This is a genomic window from Streptomyces sp. NPDC002730 (assembly GCF_042888805.1).
Classification (GTDB): domain Bacteria; phylum Actinomycetota; class Actinomycetes; order Streptomycetales; family Streptomycetaceae; genus Streptomyces.
The window spans coordinates 537,437-560,020 of record NZ_JBIAQG010000003.1 but is presented as its reverse complement, the minus strand read 5'-3'; the positions used below and the strand labels follow the sequence as shown (position 1 = coordinate 560,020).

At 69.3% G+C, this 22,584-nt stretch carries 21 protein-coding genes and 1 pseudogene; 9 read left to right on the top strand and 13 right to left on the bottom strand.

Going from position 1 to position 22,584, the window contains the following annotated elements; genetic code table 11:
• Positions 1-4: 4 nt before the first annotated feature.
• From ACFYXH_RS10805 to ACFYXH_RS10795, 3 genes are all read right to left on the bottom strand, one after another.
• A complete protein-coding gene (locus ACFYXH_RS10805; protein WP_389561732.1) occupies positions 5-1,528 on the bottom strand; it encodes a protein kinase in 1,524 nt (507 codons plus the stop codon).
• Positions 1,525-2,145: a hypothetical protein gene (locus ACFYXH_RS10800; RefSeq protein WP_389561731.1), complete on the bottom strand. Its 621-nt coding sequence runs from the start codon at positions 2,143-2,145 to the stop codon at positions 1,525-1,527. Before ACFYXH_RS10800 ends, ACFYXH_RS10805 begins: the two co-directional genes overlap by 4 nt.
• A 113-nt stretch (positions 2,146-2,258) precedes the next feature.
• Positions 2,259-4,418 carry an N-6 DNA methylase gene (locus ACFYXH_RS10795; protein WP_389561730.1) on the bottom strand — a complete coding sequence of 720 codons (2,160 nt, stop codon included), beginning with the start codon at positions 4,416-4,418 and terminating at the stop codon, positions 2,259-2,261.
• A 224-nt stretch (positions 4,419-4,642) separates the two neighbouring features.
• Here ACFYXH_RS10795 and ACFYXH_RS10790 point away from each other — a divergent pair, with 224 nt between their 5' ends.
• Positions 4,643-5,503, top strand: coding sequence for a DUF4352 domain-containing protein (locus ACFYXH_RS10790; protein WP_389561729.1), 861 nt, complete (start codon positions 4,643-4,645; stop codon positions 5,501-5,503).
• A gap of 72 nt (positions 5,504-5,575) precedes the next feature.
• On the opposite strand, the pseudogene ACFYXH_RS10785 reads toward ACFYXH_RS10790, so the two are convergent.
• Positions 5,576-5,998 (bottom strand): annotated as a pseudogene (locus tag ACFYXH_RS10785) (HNH endonuclease family protein); the annotation flags it as partial.
• A 122-nt stretch (positions 5,999-6,120) separates the two neighbouring features.
• Here ACFYXH_RS10785 and ACFYXH_RS10780 point away from each other — a divergent pair.
• Complete coding sequence (locus ACFYXH_RS10780) at positions 6,121-7,242, top strand: tyrosine-type recombinase/integrase (RefSeq protein ID WP_389561728.1); 1,122 nt, start codon at positions 6,121-6,123, stop codon at positions 7,240-7,242.
• Positions 7,243-7,751: 509 nt separating this feature from the next.
• Here ACFYXH_RS10780 and ACFYXH_RS10775 read toward each other — a convergent pair.
• On the bottom strand, positions 7,752-8,171 hold the full coding sequence (locus tag ACFYXH_RS10775) for a hypothetical protein (protein ID WP_389561727.1): 420 nt from the start codon (positions 8,169-8,171) through the stop codon (positions 7,752-7,754).
• A 466-nt stretch (positions 8,172-8,637) separates the two neighbouring features.
• On the opposite strand from ACFYXH_RS10775, the gene ACFYXH_RS10770 reads away from it, so the two are divergent.
• The 3 genes from ACFYXH_RS10770 (at position 8,638) to ACFYXH_RS10760 (ending at position 10,492) form a co-directional block, all read left to right on the top strand.
• The gene (locus tag ACFYXH_RS10770; RefSeq protein WP_389561726.1) at positions 8,638-9,030 is read left to right on the top strand and encodes a hypothetical protein; all 393 of its coding nucleotides are present in this window, start codon (positions 8,638-8,640) and stop codon (positions 9,028-9,030) included.
• On the top strand, positions 9,027-9,626 hold the full coding sequence (locus ACFYXH_RS10765; RefSeq protein ID WP_389561725.1) for a DUF6262 family protein: 600 nt from the start codon (positions 9,027-9,029) through the stop codon (positions 9,624-9,626). Before ACFYXH_RS10770 ends, ACFYXH_RS10765 begins: the two co-directional genes overlap by 4 nt.
• 155 nt (positions 9,627-9,781) lie before the next feature.
• Positions 9,782-10,492 carry an N-acyl homoserine lactonase family protein gene (locus tag ACFYXH_RS10760; RefSeq protein WP_389561724.1) on the top strand — a complete coding sequence of 237 codons (711 nt, stop codon included), beginning with the start codon at positions 9,782-9,784 and terminating at the stop codon, positions 10,490-10,492.
• A 39-nt stretch (positions 10,493-10,531) separates the two neighbouring features.
• Here ACFYXH_RS10760 and ACFYXH_RS10755 read toward each other — a convergent pair whose 3' ends face one another.
• The 3 genes from ACFYXH_RS10755 to ACFYXH_RS10745 all read right to left on the bottom strand — a co-directional run bounded on the left by ACFYXH_RS10755 (position 10,532) and on the right by ACFYXH_RS10745 (position 12,957).
• Positions 10,532-11,305: an HNH endonuclease family protein gene (locus ACFYXH_RS10755; RefSeq protein ID WP_389561723.1), complete on the bottom strand. Its 774-nt coding sequence runs from the start codon at positions 11,303-11,305 to the stop codon at positions 10,532-10,534.
• Positions 11,306-11,312: 7 nt separating this feature from the next.
• Positions 11,313-11,759, bottom strand: a complete 447-nt coding sequence (locus tag ACFYXH_RS10750; protein WP_389561722.1) for a hypothetical protein — start codon at positions 11,757-11,759, stop codon at positions 11,313-11,315.
• A gap of 331 nt (positions 11,760-12,090) precedes the next feature.
• On the bottom strand, positions 12,091-12,957 hold the full coding sequence (locus ACFYXH_RS10745) for a hypothetical protein (protein WP_389561721.1): 867 nt from the start codon (positions 12,955-12,957) through the stop codon (positions 12,091-12,093).
• 93 nt (positions 12,958-13,050) lie between these two features.
• On the opposite strand from ACFYXH_RS10745, the gene ACFYXH_RS10740 reads away from it, so the two are divergent.
• Together ACFYXH_RS10740 and ACFYXH_RS10735 are read left to right on the top strand one after the other, a co-directional pair.
• The gene (locus ACFYXH_RS10740; protein ID WP_389561720.1) at positions 13,051-13,644 is read left to right on the top strand and encodes a TetR/AcrR family transcriptional regulator; all 594 of its coding nucleotides are present in this window, start codon (positions 13,051-13,053) and stop codon (positions 13,642-13,644) included.
• Positions 13,641-14,240 (top strand): MepB family protein, encoded by a 600-nt coding sequence (locus ACFYXH_RS10735; protein WP_389561719.1) that lies wholly within the window; start codon positions 13,641-13,643, stop codon positions 14,238-14,240. The genes ACFYXH_RS10740 and ACFYXH_RS10735 overlap by 4 nt, the downstream gene beginning before the upstream one ends.
• An 82-nt stretch (positions 14,241-14,322) precedes the next feature.
• On the opposite strand, the gene ACFYXH_RS10730 is transcribed toward ACFYXH_RS10735, so the two are convergent.
• The 3 genes from ACFYXH_RS10730 to ACFYXH_RS10720 all read right to left on the bottom strand — a co-directional run bounded on the left by ACFYXH_RS10730 (position 14,323) and on the right by ACFYXH_RS10720 (position 16,617).
• Positions 14,323-15,576, bottom strand: coding sequence for a hypothetical protein (locus ACFYXH_RS10730; RefSeq protein ID WP_389561718.1), 1,254 nt, complete (start codon positions 15,574-15,576; stop codon positions 14,323-14,325).
• A gap of 138 nt (positions 15,577-15,714) precedes the next feature.
• Entirely contained in the window at positions 15,715-15,996 is a 282-nt protein-coding gene (locus tag ACFYXH_RS10725) for a hypothetical protein (protein ID WP_389561717.1), read from the bottom strand.
• Between the two features lie 351 nt (positions 15,997-16,347).
• Positions 16,348-16,617 (bottom strand): hypothetical protein, encoded by a 270-nt coding sequence (locus tag ACFYXH_RS10720; protein ID WP_389561716.1) that lies wholly within the window; start codon positions 16,615-16,617, stop codon positions 16,348-16,350.
• A gap of 99 nt (positions 16,618-16,716) precedes the next feature.
• On the opposite strand from ACFYXH_RS10720, the gene ACFYXH_RS10715 reads away from it, so the two are divergent.
• Entirely contained in the window at positions 16,717-17,475 is a 759-nt protein-coding gene (locus ACFYXH_RS10715; protein WP_389561715.1) for a GntR family transcriptional regulator, read from the top strand.
• 68 nt (positions 17,476-17,543) lie between these two features.
• Entirely contained in the window at positions 17,544-18,185 is a 642-nt protein-coding gene (locus ACFYXH_RS10710) for a hypothetical protein (protein WP_389561714.1), read from the top strand.
• A gap of 28 nt (positions 18,186-18,213) precedes the next feature.
• Here the strand turns inward: ACFYXH_RS10710 and ACFYXH_RS10705 are convergent, their stop codons facing one another.
• Positions 18,214-18,909 (bottom strand): hypothetical protein, encoded by a 696-nt coding sequence (locus ACFYXH_RS10705; protein ID WP_389561713.1) that lies wholly within the window; start codon positions 18,907-18,909, stop codon positions 18,214-18,216.
• Between the two features lie 87 nt (positions 18,910-18,996).
• Positions 18,997-22,527 (bottom strand): transcription-repair coupling factor, encoded by a 3,531-nt coding sequence (gene mfd / locus ACFYXH_RS10700; RefSeq protein WP_389561712.1) that lies wholly within the window; start codon positions 22,525-22,527, stop codon positions 18,997-18,999.
• Positions 22,528-22,584 lie beyond the last annotated feature (57 nt).

The window sequence follows — 22,584 nt, the reverse complement described above, 5'->3', positions numbered from 1 at the left end:
CCTGTCAGCCGCTGTGGAACTGCTGCTGCCGGTCGAGCGCACGACGCAGCTCGACCGGCAGCTGGTGGTAGGGCCCGTACGCCCGCTCCGCGTCGTACAGCAGGCCCTGCAGCTGCTGCCGCGCCGCCGTATGGTCGCCGACCGCGAGCAGCAGATGGCCGATGCGGTGGCGGACGTCGAAGGCGCGGGCCGGGTCCGCGCCGCCCGAGCGGTGGTCCTCGTAGTACGGCAGTACGGCGCGGTACTCGGCGAGCGCGGCGGCCGGCTCGCCCAGCTGCTCCAGGCACTGCGCGGCGTCGTAGCGGAACTGCAGCGTCTGCGGATCGGCCGGGCCCGTCTCGGCGGCCCGGTCGTCGGCCAGCCGCCGCAGCTCGGGCAGCGCACGGCGGTACTGCCCGTCGTCCATCAGTGTCGTGGCGTACTGCTTGCGCAGGATCCGTACGACCGGCGAGTGCTCGCCGTGCTCGGCTGCGGCGGCCGGGAGGATCCCGCCGAGGATGTCGACGGCCTGGGTGATGCTGCCCTCGCCGAGGAGGCGCTTGACCTCGTCGACTGCGGCCGCCACATCGGGGCGGGGCGCCACCGGCGCGGCGGAGCGCGGGTCCGGGGGCGGGCTGGTTACCCGGTCCGGCCACGGCGCGTGCGGGCGCAGGAAGGGGCGGGTCGGGTCGAGCGGACCGCCGGGCGCACCGCGGCTGGGCAGCAGCGGCGCGAGCGTCTCGTAGACCTCCTGCGCACCGGACGGGCGGTGCTGCGGGTCCTTGGCGAGCAGGCGCAGCACGAGCGCTTCGAGCGGCTCGGGTATCTCGGGGCGCAGCTGGCGGACCGGGAGCGGCGGCTCGTAGAGATGGCGGTGCAGCACGCCGAGGGCGGTGGAGCCCGCGAACGGGACGTTGCCGCTGAGGAGTTCGTGCAGCAGCACACCGAGGGCGTAGAGATCGGTGTACGGGCCGACCGCGCCGCCCATCGCCTGCTCGGGAGCCATATAGGCGGGGCTGCCGATGGGGGATCCGGTGTGGGTGAGGCGGGTGGTGTCGGTGTCGATGACGGAGGCGACACCGAGGTCGAGGACGGTGACCGTGCCGTCGGGCTTCACCATCACATTCCGCGGCTTGAGGTCGCGGTGCACGATCGGCACGGCGTGCACGGCGGCGAGCACGGCACAGAGCTGGGCGGCGACCGAGACGGCCCACGGCCAGGGGTACGGCTCGTGCTCGGCGAGATGATCGGCGAGGTCCGCGCCCTCGACGTACTGCATGACGAGATAGAGGTCGTCGTCGTCGCTGCCCGCGTCATGGACGGTGACAAGTCCGGGATGGGAGACCTGCGCGGTGACCCGGCACTCGCGGACGAAGCGGCGGCGCATCTCGTCGGCGGCGGTGGCCGCGGCCATGTGGTCGGGGCGGAGCAGCTTGACGGCGACGCGGCGGTCGAGACGGCCGTCGTACGCCGTCCAGACCTGTCCCATGCCGCCCTGGCCGATGACGGTCGAGAGCTCGTAACGGCCCGCGATGACGCGTCCGTTCACCGGCCCTGCTCCCGGCCTTGCTCCTTGCGGAGGTAGTCACTGAGCTCGTCGAGCTCGGCGCGGACCTGGTCGATACGGGGTTTGTCGGGCTGAGGCTGTTGTGGTGGGACGGGCGGGTAGCCGGAGCCGGGCCTCTGGGACGTGTGAGGCATCTGCGTCGGCTGGGGCGGCAGGCCGTACGGGACGGTCGGCGCGGCGTACGGGGCGGTCCGGTTGGCGTACGGCGGGGGCGGCGGGCCCCAGCTCGCCCGGGGCTCCTGGTAGTGACGGATGTCGGCCACCAGATAGTGCGTGGGCACCCCGATGGCGAGCCCGAGCAGAAGCGGCAGGAACACATAGTCGAGGGCGGTCATCTCGTCCTGCTCGGCCGCATCGATCTCGGCGTCGGAACCGAATTCGCCGATGACGACGAACGCGGTGATCGCGAGGGCGAGGCTGACCCAGAACAGCAGCCAGTCGAGCCGTCGGCGGCGCATGATCGCTATTCGTAGCATCGTGCCCCAGGCGAGCATGCCGAAGCTGAGCAGCGCGAGCGCCACGAAGAGCACGCGCATGGCGACGAGCAGCGCGGTGGGCGGTCGCTTGGGCTGCGGCGGCGCATAGCCGTGGCCGTGCATTACTGCTCCTGATGGCCTGGGGACGAGGCAGATGGGGACGAGCGTATACACCGACACGGACAACGGGTCCCGGGTTGTACGGACCCGTTGTCCGATGCGTCACGCTCCGGCTCTCACTCCGGCGTGACCGAGCCGTCCGTCAGCCCGTCGTACAGCCCCTGGACGAGCTGCTCGCCGAGCCGCCCGGCCTGCCTGAGCGCGTCCTCGAATTCGGCGAGCGCGCGGAAGCGTTCGCCGTAGCGCCGCTGATCGGCGAGCGGCAGCCGGGGCAGCTGGAGTCGGCGCACATCGAGCCGGGTCGCCGTGGAGGCGTAGCTACTGGCCTGCCGGTTGTTGGCGGTGCCACGCAGGAAGCCGGCGAGGAACCAGGGGTCGAGCGCGGCCGGATCGGGGTGCAGCAGCTGGAGATTGCGGCCCAGGGCCGCTCCTGCGGTGGCTTCGTCGATGACGCGGACGACGGATCCGCCGCCGAGCACGGGCACGACGACATCGCCCTCTTCGACGCGCACGGGCTCCTCGTCGGGGCCTTCGGGAAGCGTGCCCGAGGGCGCGGTGCCGGAGAGCACGTCCTGCTCGGTGAGTACGGGCTCGGGCTCGGTGCTCGTACCGCCCCTGCCGCCCCTACTGGCCGTACTGGCCGTGCCGCCCGTACTGCCCGTGCCGCCCGCGCTGAGCACCAGGGCTCCCGCGCGGGCCAGTTCGCCGACGGTCGTGGCAGGCCAGGGGGCGGGCTGCGCCTGCCCGGCGGGCGCCGGGGTGAGCTCCCCGGTCAGCCGCAGGGTCTCGGCGAGCCGGTCCCGTACCCGCAGCAGCTCGTCCGCGCCGCCGCCCGCGGCGGGGGGCGGCAGGTGCCGGGCGGGGGCCAGGTCCACGTCGTCGTCGAGGAGTTCGATGACGGGAACCGAGCGGCTGACGCCCGGCTGCTCCTCGGCCGTGCCGTGCTTCTCGAAGGGCTGCCAGGCGTCGAGTACGGCGCTGTGGACGGCCTGCCAGTCGAGCTTGTCGCGGCCGCCGCCGGCCCCGGCGTGCTCCGCGGTGTCGACGAACAGCAGCTCGGGCGGGGCCGGCCGGCCCGGGTCGGGCTTGCGCAGCACCCAGATGTGCAGGGGGATGCCGTACGGGGGCGCGGCGCCGGCGGGCAGGGCGACGACGGCCCGCAGCGCACCGCGGCGCAGCAGCCCGGCGCGGATACGGCGGCCGGAGCGGCGGGACGCGGCGGCGGGCGGCATCAGCAGGACGGCGGCGCCGCCGGGGCGCAGCCGGGCGAGCGCGTGCTGAACCCAGGCCAGTTCGGACTCGGTACGGGCCGGGAAGCCGTACTCCCAGCGGGGGTCGTAGGCGAGTTCGTCGTGGCCCCAGTTGCGCTCGTTGAACGGCGGGTGGCAGAGCACAGCGTCGAACGCGGGCTTCGGGAACGCGTCACCGCGCAGGGTGTCGCCCGCGCGGGCGCGCACTGTGGCATCGGAGTGCAGAGCGAGGCGCAGACCGGTGAGCGCGGCGAGGTCGGGGTCGGCGTCCTGTCCGTACAGGGCGGTGGGGCGTTCGACGGCGCGCAGCAGCGTGCCGGTGCCGGAGGCGGGATCGAGCACGGCGCGGGCGCCGGCCCCGGCAAGCGCGGCCATGAGCGCGGCGGGCCCGGGCGGGGTGAGGGTGTACTGCCGGGGGTTGGCATCCAGGTACCGCCCGAGCAGAAACTCGAAGGCCTGGCGTGAGCCGAGTTCGGCAGCCAGCTCGGCGACACCGCGCAGGAGAGGGACGGATGCCAGCAGCGAGGCTTCCGGCCCGAACGAGGAGCCCGCGGCCTCTGTGAACAGTTCCGGGCGCGTCACCGAGCCCGGGTGCGCTGTGAACACCGCAGCGAAAAGCCCCACCGCATCCTCGCCGAAGCGCGCTGTGAGCACCTGCTCCAGCGCGCCGGGCAGCAGCTCCGCGAGGCGCTCGTCCGAGACCGCCGTCAGCTCCAGCCAGGCCGGGTGACGGTCCCTCACGAGCAGCAGCGTGCAGCCCGCCTGCACCAACGCCGGTACGGGGCCGGCGAGATGGCCCGACAGCTGTTGCCAAACTCTTTCGCGGAGCGGGACTTCGGCGAGTTTGCCCTGGTCGCGGAGCCACTGCTCGACCTCGGTGAGCGCGAACGACGGGCTCGCCTCGGTGCCGCCGACCGGCTTCGGGAAGTCGGCGTGACGGCGCCGCCAGTTGCTGACGGCGGCGCGTCCAACTCCCGCCAGCCGGGCGATATCGGCCGCCGTCACCTCGCTCGATTTCTCCGGCACCTGGCTGACTCCCTCGTAAGCGCTGATCCGCACCTGCCTGTTGTGTTGCCGAGCATAGCGGCGCACCCAGGAGAAACCTCTTCACAGCGTGAGCAAATCACGATTCCGTGAATCGCGTTGACTCGGTTCACAGCGTCTGCTCTTATTGACCACGTCGCCGCACGGCGCGCTGAACGGGGCTCACCACAAGGTCCCGCCCACACTCCACGTCCGGGAGGGCACCCATGTCCCACTCCACGCAGCAGCCCCAGTACGACCCGCAGCAGCCGCCCGGCGCGGGCCCCTACGCCCCGGCGCCACAGCCGCTGCCGCTGCGCAACGGGCTCGGCACGGCCGCGCTGGTGCTCGGGATCATCGGCACCATCTCCGGCCTGATCCCCTTCTTCTTCTGGCTGGCCGGCATCCTCGGCCTGATCGCCCTGATCCTGGGCCTGTCGGGCCGCGGCCGCGTCAAGCGCGGCGAGGCCGCCAACAAGGGCGTGACCACCACCGGCGCCATCCTCGGACTGGTCGCGCTGATCCTCTCGATCGTCGGCGCGGTGATCACGTTCAAGGCCGTGGGCGACGCGGTGGACGAGATCAACAAGGCCACCTCGGGCACCACGGCGTCGAAGGCGCCGGCCGCCGGAACGGGCGACAAGGGCAAGGGCGGCACGGCCGACAAGGCCAAGAGCGACGACAAGACCGACTCGGCCGACACCCTCGCCGCGGGCGACACGTCCATCTACGACGACGACCTCGAGGTCACCGTCTCCGCGCCCAAGGACTTCACCCCCAGCGAGTTCGCCGCCGGGCACACCAAGGGCAACAAGGCCTACGTGGTGACCGTCGTCATCGAGAACGCCGGCAAGGAGAAGTTCGACGCTGCCCTGCTGACCGCCGAGGCCCGCGCCGGCAAGGACGGCGTCAAGGCCGAGCAGATCTTCGACGAAGGGGTCGGCGACGGCTTCAGCGGCAAGATCCTGCCCGGAAAGAAGACCACGGTGAAGTACGCCTTCGACGCCCCGGCCGACGCCAAGATCCTCACGGTCGAGGTCAGCCCCGGCATCTCGTACGACGCCTCGCAGTGGGAGCTCAAGCTCTGACCCGCCGCCGCCCCTCGGGCGAAGAGGCCGCCTCCGGGGCGGCCTCTTCTCGTTCCCCCGGCACGTCCTGGTTCAGCCGCCGCACTGCGCCAGCATCGTCTTCTTGTCCGCCGCCGTCACCGGCAGCTCGTACTTGACCGCCACCTGCGCGACCCGTACCGCGTACGAGCAGCGGATCCGCTTGTTGGGGGGCAGCCAGGACGCCGGGCCCGAGTCGCTCTTCGAGCTGTTGGCGCTGCCCTCCACGGGCAGCAGGTTCAACGGGTCGTTGGCGAGCTGCTGCCGCTTCGCCTTGTCCCAGCGAGCCGCGCCCATCTGCCAGCCGTAGGAGAGCGGGATGACATGGTCGATCTGGACCGCCGAGGCCTTCTGTTTCTTCCGGTCGATGACGGTGCCGGTGTACGGATCGTTCAGCGTCATCGCGATGACCACGCAGTCGGATCCTGAGCGGTAGCGCAACTCGCGGCCGTCGCGGGCGAGCAAGTCGTTCCTGGTTATCTGCACCTCTCCCTTTCTCTCGATTCACATGAGGGACAGGCGTAACTCTTCCCTGTGACTCGCCGTTATCAGTCACACCATGAGGCACATGGGCTACGCCAACGGAAGGGGACGGCGCCATGACGTTACGTACGGAGAAGGCCATCTCACCCTCCAGCGGAGAAGTCACTTGGCTCCTGGTGGACGAAGAGACGTACCGCCCGCACCCCGAGGCGCGTGAGTTCGCGCTGTATCTGCGCGGAGCAGGACGATCGCCACAGACGCAGCGTGCGTACATCCCCAGAGTCGGACGCTTCCTTACGTGGTGCGCTGAGCGGGGCATCGACTGGAAGACCGCCGGGCTCGGGGTCATGAGCCGGTTCAAGTTCCATGTCGAGCAAATGCCTACGCGGCGCGGACAGCTCCCGTCCGGCAAGACAGTCAACGCCACACTCACCGCGGTCTGCGAGTTCCTGCGCTTCTGCGCCTCGCAGGGCTACGTAGACCACGAGCTCGCCGCCCGGCTCAGCGAACCGCGCTTCCTCACCCACACCCCGACCGGCTTTGATCCGGGCGAGGGCGGCCAGCACCTGATGGTCAAGGCCCGCGTGCTGAAGGCGCCCGAGATCGTACTGGCGCCTGCGACGCTCTCCGAGCCCCAAGTGAGTGAGATCCTCGACGCCGCACACACAGCCCGAGACCGGCTGCTGCTGACCGTTCTCGTCGCAGGCGGCCTCCGCATCGGCGAGGCTCTCGGGCTACGCCGCGAGGACATGCATCTGCTGCCGGACTCCACGCACCTCGGATGCCGGACCCGTGGGGCCCACCTGCACATTCGGCCGCGTCAGGACAACGAGAACGGAGCCCGCGCGAAGGCCGGCCGACACCGGATGGTGCCATTGGCGCAGGAGGCGGTCCATCGGTACCGCGAGCACCTCGCCGAGCGCGAGCGAGTGCTCGAAGCTACCCACTGCGACTACGTGTTCGTCAATCTCACCCGTGGTCATGCGGGCCGTCCCATGACCTACTCCAACGCCAAGCAGGTCATCGAGCGGATCGGCAAGCGCTGCGGATTCCGCGCTCGCCCGCACATGATGCGGCACACGGCCGCGACCCAGTGGGTCCGCAGCGGAATCGCCCCGGATGTCGTACAAACCTTGCTGGGTCACGCGTCGTCGGCGAGCACCGCCGTCTACCTGCACGCCCGGGACGAGGACCTCCGGGCCGCTGTCGACCGCGTCGCCCCGGAGGCTGTCCGATGACGCCCGCCGCGGCCCTCGCTGTCGTCGCCCCGAGCGACCACCGCGACCCCGAGTGGCCTGCCTGGCTCTCCCGACGTCTCGCGCCCGCTTGGCGCGCGAGCGAGTGGGACCACGACAAGGCCCTATTCACGGCGGACCCGGGCAATCCGACAACCAGCGTGTTCGTCTGCCTCGTGACCGCGTGCTCCACTCACGTGGCAAGCAATGGATCCCGCTGCGACACGTGCCGTAAGGCCCGCTATCTCCAGGGCAACCCGGCCGACTTCGACACGACACACGCTCCGGTGCCGTCCCGCCGTCGGCCCAACACCTCGGTCGACGGTGCGCTCCCCGGGGTGTCCCAGTTCTCACTGTCCGAGCTGTCCCCCGCCGTGCGCCACGAGATTCTGTACGGGCTGCAGCAGCGTGACGCCACCGGAATCAGCCTGGTCCCCCAGCGTGTCCGCCGGATCGTGGCCGGACTCCCTCCGGGCCTCTGCTCGCTCCTCGACCTGGACGACACTTTCGCCTCAGGTCTCCCGGCCGCTACCGCCGGCGTCCTGAACGGTGTACTGCTTCATGTCCGCCGCGCCCGGGTCGAGTTCGAAGGTGCCGACCCAACCACCGGTGACGTGTGGGAATGCGCCTTGGTCGGCCTGTCCGCCGGGCGTGGCAGGAAGTATGTCGCCGTCCACGGGGACATCGACTTCCGGCCCGTACAGCAGAGCTGGCTGCGGGAACTGGTCAAGGAGTACGGCCGTACAGCTCGTCCGAACGTCCAGGACCTGAGGCAGACCGTGTACGCGGCGACGATCGCCTCCGGTGCCTTGGCCAGCCGCCCGTACGGCGATGAACCACAGCGGCTGGCGATGGCGGACATGAACGCCGTGGTTGACCTGATCCGCATCACGAAGCGCCCTGAGGACGGCCACGACTACTCCACCAGCCACCGCCGGGCACTCCTGCGCCACTGGCGCACGTTACTGGAGTACGCGCGACAGGCCGGGATGATGGACCACGTGCCCGGCGGCTTCGCGCTGAACCCTCGCTTCCACACCATCGCCGCGGTGGAGGTTTCCGAGGACGACATCGGCCGGGCTATCCCTGCACACGTCATTGCCCAGCTCGACGCGAACATTGGCTTGCTGGGCACCTCGACGGCGTACGAGAGCGGTGGCTGGACAGCCACCGACTTCGCGCGGATGTACCAGATGGTCTACTCGGTCCTCCGGGATACCGGCCGCCGCCCCGGCGAGGTCACGAGCCTGCGCCGCGACTGCCTGGAGTGGGTCGACGGCAAGCCGACGCTGATCTACGACAACCACAAACGGCGGCGCCACGGTCAGGACAGTCGCGGCACTCGCCGTCGACCGGCACGGCGACTCGCGCGGATTCGGCGATCCCCTGGCCTACGAGGTGGAAAGCGTCGGAGTTCCGTACGGCGGCTGCACGGAGCCGAGCAACGTCAAAGCGGGTGGAGGACACTGCCGCATCCGCTTCCAGTGCGCAGGCTGCGACTTCTACCGCCCGGACCCCTCCTACCTCCCCGCCCTGGAGCAGCAGATCGCGGACCTGCGGGCCGACAAGGAGGCCGCCCTGGCCATGGATGCCGCCGAGTGGGTCGTGCGCAACCTCGACGACCAGATCCACGCCTACTCGAAGTCGGCCGTCGAGATGCGACGCAAACTCGATGCCATGCCCGCCGAGGAACGGGCCGCCGTCGAGTCGGCCTCACGCGAGCTGCGCAAGGCCCGCTCGGCCGCGGCCTTCTTCCCTGTCCAGGCCCTGACCACACGGAGCCCCGAATGAAGCGAACGCCCGCCGCCGAAAGGCACAGCCGGGACGCCCGGGTTGAGCGGCTGCGCGCCAGCCGCGTACAGGACAGCGAGGTCAAGACCGCGCGCACACTCGCCGTCGTACGTGACCTGCTCAGCGCAGGCCGACGCATCACCATCGCTCAAGTCGCCCGAGACGCATCGGTATCCACCTGGTTCATCTACAACCAGCCTCAGGTACGGGACGCCGTTCTGGGCGCCATGACCACCCAACGCGAGCAGGGCCTCTCCTGCCCTGCCCCACGTGGTGGGCAACAGCTGTCGCCTGCCGGACTGCAGACGGAAGTTGCCCTGGCACGGGACGAGATCAAGGACCTCAAGAAAGAGCGGGACCGTCTCCGTGAACGCGTACAGCTCGCGCTGGGGGCGGAGCTGGAGGATACGAACCGCAGCCATCTGATCGACAGAGTTCAGGAGCTGGAGCGGCAGAATGCTGCGCTGAGCCGCGAACTGGCAGAGGCCCGGGATAGCCAAACCGTGCTGGAGCAGCGCCTGCGCACATCGGAGGACGAACTCGCCGCTGCCCGCACAGGTCTCCGCAGGGCGATGCGGGCAGTTCCGAACCACTGACGCCGAGTGGTCGTCGGAGGCCCGTCTCCGACAACCACTACGCCTCCGGTGCGTCCGCCCGTCCAGGGGCGCCGACGACCGCCCGCGGGCCGATCCGAGTCCGCTGTCGGCGGAAAGCCCCGGCAAGGGACACTGCCGCCTGCCAGCATGACCCGATGAACAAGCAGACGGCGTTACGCCGACTCGACCTGGGCTACTTCGTCCGGCCGGCATCGGAAGCCGGTGGCTCGCAGCCGCGAGTCGAACCCGTCCTCGCCTATCTCGTGCAGCGCGACGAGGGACTGCTCCTCTTCGACACCGGCGTCGGCGCTGCCGACCCGGAAACCGAAGCCCACTACCGCCCTCACCGCAGGTCACTCGAGGCAGCCCTCGCGGCCGCAGGAGTCACCCTCACGGACATCTCCCTGGTGGTGAACTGCCATCTCCACTTCGACCACTGCGGCGGGAATCCCTTGCTGGGCGGCAAGCCCGTCCTCGTGCAGTCCGTGGAGCTGGCCACTGCCCGCCGAGGCGGCTACACCATCGACGAACTCGTGGACTTCCCCGGCGCCACCTACGAGGAGATCACCGGAGAAGCCGAGGTCTGGCCAGGAGTCCGGATCGTCCCGACTCCCGGGCATACCGCCGGGCACCAGTCGCTCGTCATCCGGGAGAACGACGGCACCGTGGTCCTCGCCGGCCAGGCACACGACTTCGCATCCCACTTCGCCTCGGACCACCTAGCCCGCCAGGCCGCCCTCCAGGGCCTCGAACCGCCGCTTCCCACTTATCAGTCATGGCTGGAGCGGCTCACCGAATTCGACCCCCGCCGCGTGCTCTTCGCCCACGACTGCTCAGTCTGGGAACCACCCCGGCACAGCAGTTGATGCCAGCCACCCCGACTATCACCACCCGGGCGTGCGACGTCAGCCATCGCATTGGGCGAACATCATGTCCTTGTCCGGGGCGGTCACCGGCATGTCGTACTTCTGCGCCACTTGCGCGAACCGCACGACATAGGCGCACCTGATGCGCTTGTTCGGCGGGAGCCAGGAAGCCGGCCCGGAGTCGCTCTTGGCGGAGTTGGCGCGTCCCTCGACGGGGAGCAGATTGAGCACGTCGTTCGCCAGCTGCCGACGCTTGGTCTCCGGCCAGCGAGCAGCGCCCATCTGCCAGCTGTACGACAGCGGCACCACGTGATCGATCTGTACCTCCATGGCGTCCTGCTTGCGCCACTCGATGGTGCGGCCTGTGTAGGGGTCGTGCAGCGTCATCGAGACGACCACACAGTCGGAACCGTTGCGGAAACTCAGCCCCTCACCGTCGCGATTCATAAGATCATTTCGAGTGTCGCAGCCGTTCCTCGCCAGCGGCACCCCGTCTGCCGTGTCCATCCACGCGTAACCGAATTCGTCTCTGGCATAGCCCGTCTTCGGGCCACGGCCCTTCGTAGGCAGTTCCTCGATGAGCTTGCGGGCCTGGGACTTGTCCTCCGCTGACGTAACAGGAGCGAGCCCCGGCTTCGTCCCGTCGGGGTTCTCCAACGGGTTCACCGCCCGTCCGTCGGTTGCGGTGGATCCGGAACCCGAGGAAGTACCACCCGCCTCAAGACCGTCGCATCCCGCGAGGAGCAGCACGGCAGCGGCCGCGCCGAGCACCTGCCGCATCCAGCGGGTACGCACAGCATTTCTGTGCCCCATGTGCCTCTCAATACCCACAGCTGACCACCATCTGCGTACGCTGCGAAAACGCCTCGATCAGGGGCCGGAGCATAGAGATAATCCTGGTGTCACAACCGTTCCGTGCCAGCGGAACACCGTCGGCGGTGTCCATCCAGGCGTAGCCGAAGCGGTCCCGGGCGTAACCGGTCTTCGGGCCCCGGCCTTTGGTGGACACCTTCCCTATCAGCCGACGGGCGGCGGCCCTGTCCCGCTCGGAGGCGAGAGGGGCGAGGCCGGGCTTCGTCCCCTCGGGCTTGGCGAGCGGGCTGGTGCCGACGCCCGAGCCTCCGGCGGAGGGCGCGGATGCGGAGTCCGAGGGCTTGGCGTCCCCGGTGAGCCCGCCTCCTTCGCAGCCTGCGAGCAGTGTCCCTGCGACGACAGCCGTCAGTCCGCCTGCGAGCACACGCGATATTCGAACCCCGAGTCTTTTCACGCTCGCACCCTACTCAAGCCCTGCACGAGACAAGGCAGTTCAGGAGCGTTGCGGAGGATATTTTCGCTATCCACCGCTATGGACCGGTCCGCGGCGCGCTTCGACGCGCGGAAGGCGGAGGGGGCGCGTAGCGTCGAAAGCACCAAGTCTGCAATCCACCTGTCCGGAGGAGAGCAACAGCGATACGCACACAGAGATACACATCCGCACATCCACCGCCCGCGGAGCCGAGCCGGCCACCGCGGGCGGTGTGTCGTTCCGGATCCCGTGCCGCCAGGACCCCGTACGGCAGCGGCCCCGCACGGCTGCGGCCCCGCACTGGCCCGCGACCTCACACCTTGCCGATGCCCAGCGTGGTCACCCCGGGCAGCAGGCCCGTGCCCAGGACCTCGACCCAGAGCGGCCCGAGCAGCTCGACAAGGCGGTCGCGGTCCGCGTCCGCGAGAGCCGCCCAGGGCGCGGCGGCCAGTTCGTCCGTACGCCGCTCGACCTCGGCCCGCAGCTCCCGTCCGGCCTCGGTCGCCGCACCGTCCGCGTCCAACAGCCCGCGCGCCACGAGCCGTTCACGCGCCGCGCCCCACTCCTCCTCGCTCCAGCCGCGGCTCGTGAAGGTCTCCACCGGGGCCGCACCGATGCCCGCGAAGGAGACCAGCGCCTCGACGGGGTCGAGACCGGCCGTCAGCAGTGCGGCGAGATGTCCGTCCCCGCGGTGCTCACGCAGGATCGTCGCGGCCTGCCAGAGCACGAGATGCGGCGCGTCCGGCCAGGGCAGCGCGGCGTTGGCGGCGGCGAGGGGTCGTCCTTCGGTGTTCACGCCCTCAGCGGCCCGGCGGACGAGGGCCGCGGCCTCCGCGAACTCGGGGCTGTCCACGTTCTCGCCGAAAATCGTGCGGTACGCCCGGTCGATCCCGCGCAACCGGGCGGCGAGCACCTTGTCCGGCGCGGCGACGTCCCACGCGGCGGGGACATGCTCGGCGACCATGCGCGGACTGAAGCCGTAGAACGCGGAAGCCACCTGCCGGGCTCCGGGCGAACCGAGCGGCGCGGACCGCAGCGCGAAGTAGCTCGGCCAGCGCTCGCCGGTCTCGTAGCCCAGCGCGGCGACCTCGTCGAACACCTCCGGCGCGTAGTAGAGCACGGCATGCAGGGGCTCCAGCAGATGCCACATCTGGCGGACCCGGCCCAGTTCCTCGGACATGTCTCCTCCTCCATCCATTCTTATCTTGTCATCGACTAGATTGCTCGTCCGCCCCGAACTTGTCAATGCCTAGATTCCGCGTAGCCTGATCCCATGAGCGAGCGCACGTACCACCACGGAGATCTGCGGCGGGCCGTCCTCACCGCCGCCCTCGACGTCATCCGTACCGAGGGCCCCTCGGCCCTGAGCCTGCGCGACCTGGCCCGCCGCGCGGGCGTCTCCCACGCGGCCCCCGCCCACCACTTCAAGGACCGCAGCGGCCTGCTCACGGCGATCGCGACGGAGGGGTACGACCTCCTGGCCGCCTCCCTGGCCGACGCCCCCGACCTGCGCGAACGAGGCGTGCACTACGTCCGTTTCGCGGTCGAGCACCCCGCGCACTTCCAGGTGATGTTCCAACCGGACCTCTACCGCCCCGACGACCCGGAACTCCTGGCCGCGAAGGCCCGGGCCACGGAGGAACTCCGCGCGGGAGTCGCGGACCGCACCCCCGCCGAGGACGCCGGCCTGATGGGCATCGCGGCCTGGTCGATCGCCCACGGCTTCGCCACGCTGCTGCTGAGCCACAACCTGGACCGGCCGGTGGGCGACCGCGACCCCGAGGAGGTCTTCCGCGCCCTGACCGGCGTGACCTTCAGGACCCAGCCGGCAGGTTCGAAGGTCGGCGATGACACGATGCAGGAATGACGACGACGCTTGAGAATTCAGAGTCCCGCGCCGCTGATCCCGAGCCTTGGTCATGCACGGGCTCGATCCCCGGTGACCTTCTCTCGGCGAAGGCGTTGGTGTATGACCCGAGCGGGTTCAGATGCTCACAACCGGTACCGGAGGCGGAGAGTGCCGCGTACGGAGCTCACGAATTCACTCTGGACGGCGCCTCCGTCAGGTTCCGTGTAGCCAAAACAACCCCGACGAAGGTCGGCCAATTCGTCACCGTATGGAAGAGGTCCGCGGACGGGCCGATCCAGCCCTTCGACGCCGGGGACCCCGTCGACCTCTTCGCCATCAGCACCCGGGACCATCAGCATTTCGGACAGTTCGTCTTTCCGCGAGACGTGCTGTGCGAACGGGACGTCGTCTCAAGGAACGGTTCCGGCGGGAAGCGGGCGTTCCGCGTCTACCCGCCGTGGGTGACCACGACCAGCCGCCAAGCCCGCAGTTCCCAGGCGTGGCAGCTGAACTTTTTCCTGCCCATACCTGAGGACGGCGCGATCAACTCTGCCCGTGCCCAAGCGCTCTATCGCCCAGGACACCCGCTCCAGGGAGGCGCTCCGCCGAATTGACCCATTGATTCGGCATGCCCCCTTCCCCGGGAGGACTTGACCCCGAGCACATCGCTCGCGGAGGCTGTTCGGCCGCGGGAGATCAACGATCCGAGCCGCTCAACCCCAGCTCGCGCCGCCAGCGCCACGCCAGCGCGAGACAGGCTCTGCCGGCGGGGAGCGTTTCCTTGTGGGACGCATAGCCCAAGACGTTCTCTTCAGTGAAGCGGATCCCGCGATAGCCCGAGCGCGCCCGGGAACCAACGACGAGTGTCCCTTCCTCGTTGCGCTGCCCCATCGAAGCGAAGATCCTGTCGAAAACTTCGGCGTCCCACACACAGGCCAGACAGATCTCCGGCTTCCATGTCAGCGGGTCCATCCCGAGCCCAAGGAACCGCACACGGACCTTGCCGTCACGCAGCGCACGTTCAAAGTCTGCATACGGGGCGTCGTGCGCGTAGTCGAGGGTAACGCCGCCGTCCCCGGTGGCGTCGGGGGCACCGAGAAACTCCTCTGCGTACTCGCGCATCGTCGTTCGCCACAGATCCAGATCGGACTGCCACACCGGCAGGACGTTCACGTGCGGTTGGAACTCCCCGGCGGGCACCACATGCGTGGTGTCCATGGCCACCGCGACCCCGTCCCCATCTCGCCGGTGCATGAAGAAGAATGCGTCGTCCCCCTCGGTCCGCACCGTGAGGGCACTGACCCCCGGCAGTGCCGCACGTCCGCCCAGCCTGAAAGGGCCGCCGAGACTTCGGCGGTAGCGACCGTGCAACGGGTCATCAATGCCCCGCAGATCGAGCAGCGCCTCCTCGTAGGCCAGGGCCTCCGTGGTGTCAAGCCCGTCAAAGTAGTGCCCCAGCGCGAAGGTGAGGCAAGGTCCGGCATCGGGGCTGTCCGTAGGTGGTGGTGTCACCTCCAGCAAGCGGTACGAGGGGCCGTTGAACCATGTACCCGGCCTGTCCAACGCTTCGACCGCCGCCGCGTAGGTTTCAAGCCGCCCCTTGCTCGCCTCGCGCGGCCAATAGCGGCGCAGGTCCGCGCGCGCCTGATGCAGCTGCTCCTGCGGCAGGGCCTCCCGAAGCGTCAGCTTCACCGCGTCAAGAGGCAGCGGCTGCATCGGGATCCACCCAGGCTTGGTCAGCAGTGCCAGCGAGTCGTCCGCGCGGTACTCCGCCTGCTGTTCGATGCACTGTTCGGCCAACTCGGCGCGACGCGACTTCACATGGCGCCGTATCCGTAAGAACGTCGCAACGCTGTGTTCCCGGCTCGCCAGTCGCTGTGGGGACCACGCGAGTATGGCCGCGACCACCGCCACCACGAGCCCAGCAGCGCCGATCGTCGTCTCCAGCATCTGCCCCCGTCCTCCTTCTGTCGACGGCACATTGAATCAGGGGGCACCGCACACAAGCACGAAAGCCTCACGGCCCATCAGAGGGACCTCGGCCTCAGGGCTGCGGAACCTGCCACGGGCGGCCGCAAGCAGCATCACTCACTCCACGTTGTTGGCGCCCCGGCTCTCGGCAATGCGCAGTGCGTCCCGGAGCGCCTCCGACAGGTGTGCCGCCAAGACGCGTAGCTCGGAGCCCAAGACCCCGGACGAGCCAAGCATGGACTGCGACCGCTCCAGCAACTGCCCTGCCAGATCGAGCTGGACCGCCTCGATCTGGTCGGCAATTCGGGACACAGGCCCGTCACCGTCACCAACGAGATAGCAGGGTCGGCCATCAGGGCCGGACCACGGCAGCAGACGAATCGAGCGGTGCTCATTCATGCGACCACCCTCGCAGCATGAACGTCCCGACTGTCGAGGTCGATGCCGTATGTAGCGAACCACAGGACCCTGCGCCGCTGCCGCTGCGCACGAGCCTCCTCATTCCGCTCGTGCACTTGCAGATACGGGCGGACCAACGCGGTGGCCTGCCCGTCGATGGGCTCGTACCACGCACTTACTGACGGCGCCGGGCGAAACACATCGACACGCGGCGTGGGTGCGGGACACCCCGCGCGATGACGGCCATCGGGTGCGAGCAACACCCGGAGCCAGTCGACGAGTTGAGTGATCAGTCGGCGCATCTCGGTGACTCTCCCGCTGTTGGGACTGAAGGACAGGCCGGCGAGGCCGTCACACATCAACCTCGGCCCAGACCACGCCGCCACTCGACGTCAGGTCATGTCCGAAGCGGTCCGCACCCGCCAGCGCGGCCAGTACGGACCGACGGCCGGCGTGTGTGAGGTGCTCCGGTAGGAGGACCTCGATGCGGATGCGGTGCGGGGTCTCATGAGTGCTCGGTTCCTGACGGGTCACAGCCGCCAGTTGTGCCGCGATCGCGATGGCCAGAGCTTTGGGTGAGCACACAAGGTTCCCCAGTGACGGTACGACTACGGAGCGCATTTCTACTTCAGTAGGTTCTACCTGATGCAGTAGCTTGTCAATGCCGAGCCTTAGGAACTGCACTGCCTGCCCCTGTCCGGGGTGAACGGAGAGCCGCCCATGCCTCGTGAGGCGCCGTACCTTGAGGTTGCCGACGCACTGCGAGTCCGGATCCTCTCTGGAGAATGGGCAGTTGGTGAACGGCTGCCCTCCCGCGCCCAACTCGCCGATGAGTACGGCGTCGGCCGCAATGTCACCCAGCGGGCCATGGATCGCCTGATCATCGAGGGCTTGTTGGAGGGGCGCGCTGGGTCCGGCACGTATGTGCGCAGGCCGCGAGAGCGACTGCGCATGGTCCGCTCCCACCACCGCGAGCGCCGCGGGACCTCTCCCTTCCGTGCTGACATGAAGGGGCAGGGCCGGATGGGCACTTGGGAGGCCCACAGCCAGGCCCGGACGCCCGCGCCCGAGCACATCGCCGAGCGCCTTGCCATCGAGCCCGTTGATCCATGCGTCGTCACACGCTACGAGTTCTTGGCCGACGGCAAACCGGTTCAGCTCTCCGAATCGTGGGAGCCGATGGCCATCACCGGTGAAACCCCGGTTGTCCTCCCGGAGATGGGGCCGCTGGCCGGGATGGGCGTGGTGGAGCGGATGCACTCCATCGGGGTCTCCGTGGAGACCGCAGTAGAGCTGCCCCGCCCGGCGCGCGCCAGTCAGGAGCAAGCGAACCTGTTGGGCATCAGCCTGGGTGACTTGGTGCTGACGATCGAGCGCACGTACTTCGATACGGACGGGCGGCCGGTGGAGACGGCGGACATCGTCGTTGCAGACGCGCGCTGGGAAGTGGCGTACGAATTCGGCGTCGACGGGCCCTAGCCGACCAGGCCTTGGCGCCTGCCGGTCTTGAGGGTGAGCTCGGCCTCGGCCCATGAGAACCTGGCGGAATGCCGGGAGAGCCGCACGGACCCATACCGTCGTCGCAGTTCACCAACGAGCAGATAGTCAACTGGTTGATCGACGAATGCCGGGACGCGGGTAGTCGAATCGCAGCCCTGACGACGTCAGGCGACCGAATACTCGCCGCAGGCAGCACGGTGATTGCGCTTGGCGCGACGGTCGCGATCGGAGGCGGCAAGAGTTACCTCCTCATGTGGCTACCGCTCGGCGTGGCCATCGTCTTCGTCCACGGGCTTTATCTGACCAACATGACCCAGGCTCTCATCGGCTACAAGATAGGCCTGGAGAAGGAAGTCGAGAGACGTACCGGTCTCCCCTTGATCGCATGGCAGTCCCGCGTCATCGCCCACAACGGATCCCGCCGCCACGTCATGAGCGTGTTCCTCCTCGGTGTAGCCGTATACATGGCGAGCGCGGGACTCGCTTTCACCCAAGCGACTCACACCCTCACCCCAGGAGCCTGGGGTCATGAACGAGCATGGCTGTACATCACTTTGACGGCTGCCGGAGTCATCGCCGGTACCGGTGTCATCGGCTACTGCTACTGGATCCAGCGCGACTCGATCAGGTCCACGGAACAGAGGGTCACGGACATGTTCGCGGCCACCACCGCCCGCCTCGGAGAGTGACGCCCGGACCGACGACCGTTGAACCAGGTCAGGCCGCTATCGCCAGCTTGCGCACCTGCGCGTCGACGGCATCGGCCGGAACAGCCGCCGCCCGGCCGCCGAAGCCCAATGCGCGGAATGTCGCCACCGTCGAACCCGAACGCACCAGGACGTACACGAGGGAAACCTCGGACCGCGCCTTCGAGTCCTCCACGACCTGTACGAGCTTGAAGGAGACGGACTCATCGCCCTTCCCCGGATCCGGGAGCGCGGTGACCGCCTCGTACCGGAACGGGTCACCTGCGTCGTCGAATGCCTTGCCCACGCACGTAGAGATGCCGGCCCGCACGTCCGCCATCACCTTCTTGGCGTCGCCTGCCCGGTACGCGGCCAGGCCCAGACCGGCCGTGCCCTCGCCCGGCTTGCTCACCACACGACCGAGGCGTGCTGTGGGCCGGTACTGGCTGACCATTCCGAGCGTGTCCCCGATCGCCTGACATTCCGCAGGTTTGGCAGGGAGCGATGGAGCCGAGACAGAGGTGCTGATCGCATCCACGGTGTATCCCGGCAGATCCTGCTTCGTCACCGCTGCCCGCTCCAGCTGCGGCTGAGTGAGCCCCACCCCGTCCGCCGCCGGGCTCGCGGTCGGCTGCTCCGGTCGATCCCGCTCGCCGCACGCAGCCATGGACGACACGCCCGTCAGCACCAGAACGGCCATACCGGCACGCAGCACCCTGTTCAACATCTCCCCCACCCCCGGCGCCGTGCGCACGACGACTTTTCGCCGTGCGCGCCTCCCGGCGGCCGAGATCATACGTCCGGAGGGGCAGCGTCACGACCCCAGAATCGTCGTGAGGAACTCGCCCGTCCACGACAGCAGTTCGCGCCCCACCACCGGCTTGCCGCCGATCTTGCCCGCCGTCGGGCGGGGCACCAGGATCTGGTGGACCGCCGGCTTGATCACCGTACGCGGATACAGACGCTTCAGCCGCAGCTCCTGCGACTCCCTCAACTCCACCGGCGCGAAGCGGATGTTCGAGCCCTGGAGCACGATCTCGCCGACCCCGCACGCCCGGGCCAGCATCCGCAGGCCCGCCACCAGGAGCAAGTTCTCGACCGGTTCCGGGAGCTTGCCGTAGCGGTCGGTGAGTTCGTCACGGACCGCCTTGATGTCCTCCTCGGTGTTCGCCGAGGCGATCGCGCGGTACGCCTGCAGACGCAGCCGCTCGCCCGGTGCGTAGTCGTGCGGGACATGCGCGTCGACCGGGAGCTCGATCTTGACCTCGAGCGGGGGCTCCTCCTCCACGCCACCGTCGACCGCGGCGCGATAGTCCGCCACCGCCTCGCCCACCATGCGGATGTACAGGTCGAAGCCGACGCCCGCGATATGGCCGGACTGCTCGCCGCCCAGCAGATTGCCCGCGCCGCGGATCTCCAGGTCCTTCATCGCGACATACATCCCCGCGCCCATCTCGGTGTGCTGGGCGATCGTCGCAAGGCGCTCGTGGGCGGTCTCGGTGAGCGGCTTCTCCGGCGGGTAGAGGAAGTAGGCGTAACCGCGCTCGCGGCCCCGGCCCACGCGGCCGCGCAGCTGATGCAGCTGCGAGAGACCGAAGTTGTCGCCGCGCTCGACGATCAGAGTGTTCGCGTTGGAGATGTCGATTCCGGACTCGACGATCGTCGTGGAGACAAGCACGTCGAACTTCTTCTCCCAGAAGTCCACCACGACCTGCTCGAGCGCCGACTCGGGCATCTGGCCGTGGGCGGTCGCGATACGGGCCTCGGGCACGATGTCACGCAGCCGGGCCGCCGCCCGGTCGATCGACTCCACGCGGTTGTGGATGTAGAAGACCTGGCCCTCGCGCAGCAGTTCACGGCGGATCGCCGCGCCGAGCTGCTTCTCCTCGTAAGGCCCCACGAAGGTGAGCACAGGGTGGCGCTCCTCCGGCGGGGTGGTGATCGTCGACATCTCGCGGATGCCGGTGACCGCCATCTCCAACGTACGGGGGATCGGTGTCGCGGACATCGTCAGTACGTCGACGTTGGCGCGCAGCTTCTTCAGCTGCTCCTTGTGCTCGACGCCGAAGCGCTGCTCCTCGTCGACGATGACCAGTCCCAGGTCCTTGAACCTGGTCTCGGAGGAGAACAGCCGGTGCGTGCCGATGACGATGTCGACCGTGCCGTCCCGCAGGCCCTCCAGCGCCGCCTTCGCCTCCGTGTCCGACTGGAAACGGCTCAACGCCCGCACATTCACCGGGAATTGGGAGTAGCGCTCGGAGAACGTGCCGAAGTGCTGCTGCACCAGCAGTGTCGTCGGCACCAGGACCGCGACCTGCTTGCCGTCCTGCACCGCCTTGAAGGCCGCCCGTACCGCGATCTCCGTCTTTCCGTAACCGACGTCGCCGCAGATCAGCCGGTCCATCGGGACCGTCTTCTCCATGTCCTCCTTGACCTCGGCGATCGTGGAGAGCTGGTCGGGCGTCTCCACATACGCGAAGGCGTCCTCCAGCTCCCGCTGCCACGGGGTGTCCGGACCGAAGGCGTGGCCGGGCGCCGCCATCCGCGCCGAGTAGAGCTTGATCAGGTCGGCGGCGATCTCCTTGACCGCCTTCTTCGCGCGCGCCTTGGTCTTCGTCCAGTCCGCGCCGCCGAGCCGGTGCAGGGTCGGGGCCTCGCCGCCGACGTACTTGGTGACCTGCTCCAGCTGGTCGGTGGGAATGTAGAGCCGGTCGCCGGGCTGGCCGCGCTTGGCCGGGGCGTACTCGACGAGCAGATACTCGCGGGTCGCGTTCTGCACGGTCCGCTGCACCATCTCGATGTAGCGGCCCACGCCGTGCTGCTCGTGAACGATGTAGTCGCCCGCCTCCAGAGTGAGCGGGTCGATCGTCTTGCGACGGCGGGTGGGCATCCGCTGGCCGTCCTTGCCGGCCGCCTTCTGGCCCGACAGGTCGGTCTCCGTCAGCACGGCGAGCTTGAGGCCCGGGTCGATGAAGCCGTAGTCGATCGAGCCGCACGACACATGGACGACGGACGGGGTGATCTCTCGGAGGTCGGCGTCGAGGCGGGCCGCGATGCCTTCGCCGCTCAGCACCTCGACGGTACGGGAGGCGGGGCCGTGCGCCTCTGTCACGTACGCCGTGCGCCAGCCGTCCGCCAGCCAGCCCTTGGTGTCGGCGAGCGCCCGCGCGGTGTCGCCGCGGTACGTCTCCGGGGCATGCATCCCCAGTTTGAGGGTCTCGTCCGACAGCTCTTCGTCGGCCGCGAACGGCGAGACGGACCACCACATCATCCCGAGCTCGCGAGCCCGGTCCCGTACATCCGCGAGCCCCCGCAGCGAGGCCGCGCCGACATCGATCGGGGCCTCGCCACCGCCGGCCGTCGCCGCCCAGGAGGCCTGCAGGAACTCCTGGCTCGTCGCCACCAGGTCCGCGGCCCGCGTCCGTACCCGCTCCGGGTCGCAGACCACGGCCATCGAGCCCTTGGGCAGGACATCGAGCAGCAGCTCCATCTCGTCGACGAGGACCGGCGCGAGGGACTCCATGCCCTCGACCGCGATGCCCTCGGCGATCTTGCCGAGCAGCTCACCCAGCTCCGGGTGCTGTTCGGCGAGGGCCGCGGCCCTTTCCCGTACGTCGTCGGTGAGCAGCAGCTCGCGGCAGGGCGGCGCCCACAGCCCGTGCTCCGCGACCTCGAGCGAACGCTGGTCCGCGATCTTGAAGTACCGGATCTCCTCGACGTCGTCACCCCAGAACTCCACCCGCAGGGGGTGTTCCTCGGTCGGCGGGAAGACATCCAGGATGCCGCCGCGGACCGCGAACTCGCCGCGCTTCTCGACCAGTTCGACCCGGGAGTACGCGGCGGCGGCCAGCGCCTCCGTGACCTCGCCGAGGTCGGCGGACTGCCCGGTGCGCAGAGCCACCGGCTCCAGGTCACCGAGCCCCTTGACCTGCGGCTGCAGTACGGAGCGGATGGGCGCGACCACGACCGACACCGGTCCGGTGGCCGGGTCGTCCTGCGCCGGGTGGGCCAGCCTGCGCAACACCGCGAGCCTGCGGCCCACGGTGTCGGAGCGGGGCGAGAGCCGCTCGTGCGGCAGGGTCTCCCAGGAGGGGTATTCGGCGATGCCCTCCTCGGGCAGCAGCGAGCGCAGCGCGGCCGCCAGGTCCTCGGCCTCCCGCCCGGTCGCCGTGACGGCCAGCACCGGCCGCCCGGCCTCCCGGGCGAGCGCGGCCACCGCGAAGGGGCGCGCGGCGGGCGGACCGACCAGGTCGACGTGCATACGGTGACCGTCCGCGGCAGCCTTCACCGCTTCGGCGAGCGCCGGGTCACGTACGACGGCATCGAGCAGACCGTGCAGGCTCATGAAGGGCTTCCATCCGGGGAGTGGGCAACGCGAACCGCCCGACACGTCGAACGGGCC

What these genes read in the sequence shown, in the direction of transcription:
- ACFYXH_RS10800 (WP_389561731.1), bottom strand. Translation starts at nt 2,145, where the DNA reads ATGCACGGCCACGGCTATGCGCCGCCGCAGCCCAAGCGACCGCCCACC.
- ACFYXH_RS10790 (WP_389561729.1), top strand. Translation starts at nt 4,643, where the DNA reads ATGTCCCACTCCACGCAGCAGCCCCAGTACGACCCGCAGCAGCCGCCC.
- ACFYXH_RS10780 (WP_389561728.1), top strand. Translation starts at nt 6,121, where the DNA reads ATGACGTTACGTACGGAGAAGGCCATCTCACCCTCCAGCGGAGAAGTC.
- ACFYXH_RS10765 (WP_389561725.1), top strand. Translation starts at nt 9,027, where the DNA reads ATGAAGCGAACGCCCGCCGCCGAAAGGCACAGCCGGGACGCCCGGGTT.
- ACFYXH_RS10760 (WP_389561724.1), top strand. Translation starts at nt 9,782, where the DNA reads ATGAACAAGCAGACGGCGTTACGCCGACTCGACCTGGGCTACTTCGTC.
- ACFYXH_RS10755 (WP_389561723.1), bottom strand. Translation starts at nt 11,305, where the DNA reads ATGGGGCACAGAAATGCTGTGCGTACCCGCTGGATGCGGCAGGTGCTC.
- ACFYXH_RS10745 (WP_389561721.1), bottom strand. Translation starts at nt 12,957, where the DNA reads ATGTCCGAGGAACTGGGCCGGGTCCGCCAGATGTGGCATCTGCTGGAG.
- ACFYXH_RS10740 (WP_389561720.1), top strand. Translation starts at nt 13,051, where the DNA reads ATGAGCGAGCGCACGTACCACCACGGAGATCTGCGGCGGGCCGTCCTC.
- ACFYXH_RS10735 (WP_389561719.1), top strand. Translation starts at nt 13,641, where the DNA reads ATGACGACGACGCTTGAGAATTCAGAGTCCCGCGCCGCTGATCCCGAG.
- ACFYXH_RS10730 (WP_389561718.1), bottom strand. Translation starts at nt 15,576, where the DNA reads ATGCTGGAGACGACGATCGGCGCTGCTGGGCTCGTGGTGGCGGTGGTC.
- ACFYXH_RS10725 (WP_389561717.1), bottom strand. Translation starts at nt 15,996, where the DNA reads ATGAATGAGCACCGCTCGATTCGTCTGCTGCCGTGGTCCGGCCCTGAT.
- ACFYXH_RS10720 (WP_389561716.1), bottom strand. Translation starts at nt 16,617, where the DNA reads ATGCGCTCCGTAGTCGTACCGTCACTGGGGAACCTTGTGTGCTCACCC.
- ACFYXH_RS10715 (WP_389561715.1), top strand. Translation starts at nt 16,717, where the DNA reads ATGCCTCGTGAGGCGCCGTACCTTGAGGTTGCCGACGCACTGCGAGTC.
- ACFYXH_RS10710 (WP_389561714.1), top strand. Translation starts at nt 17,544, where the DNA reads ATGCCGGGAGAGCCGCACGGACCCATACCGTCGTCGCAGTTCACCAAC.
- ACFYXH_RS10705 (WP_389561713.1), bottom strand. Translation starts at nt 18,909, where the DNA reads ATGTTGAACAGGGTGCTGCGTGCCGGTATGGCCGTTCTGGTGCTGACG.
- mfd (WP_389561712.1), bottom strand. Translation starts at nt 22,527, where the DNA reads ATGAGCCTGCACGGTCTGCTCGATGCCGTCGTACGTGACCCGGCGCTC.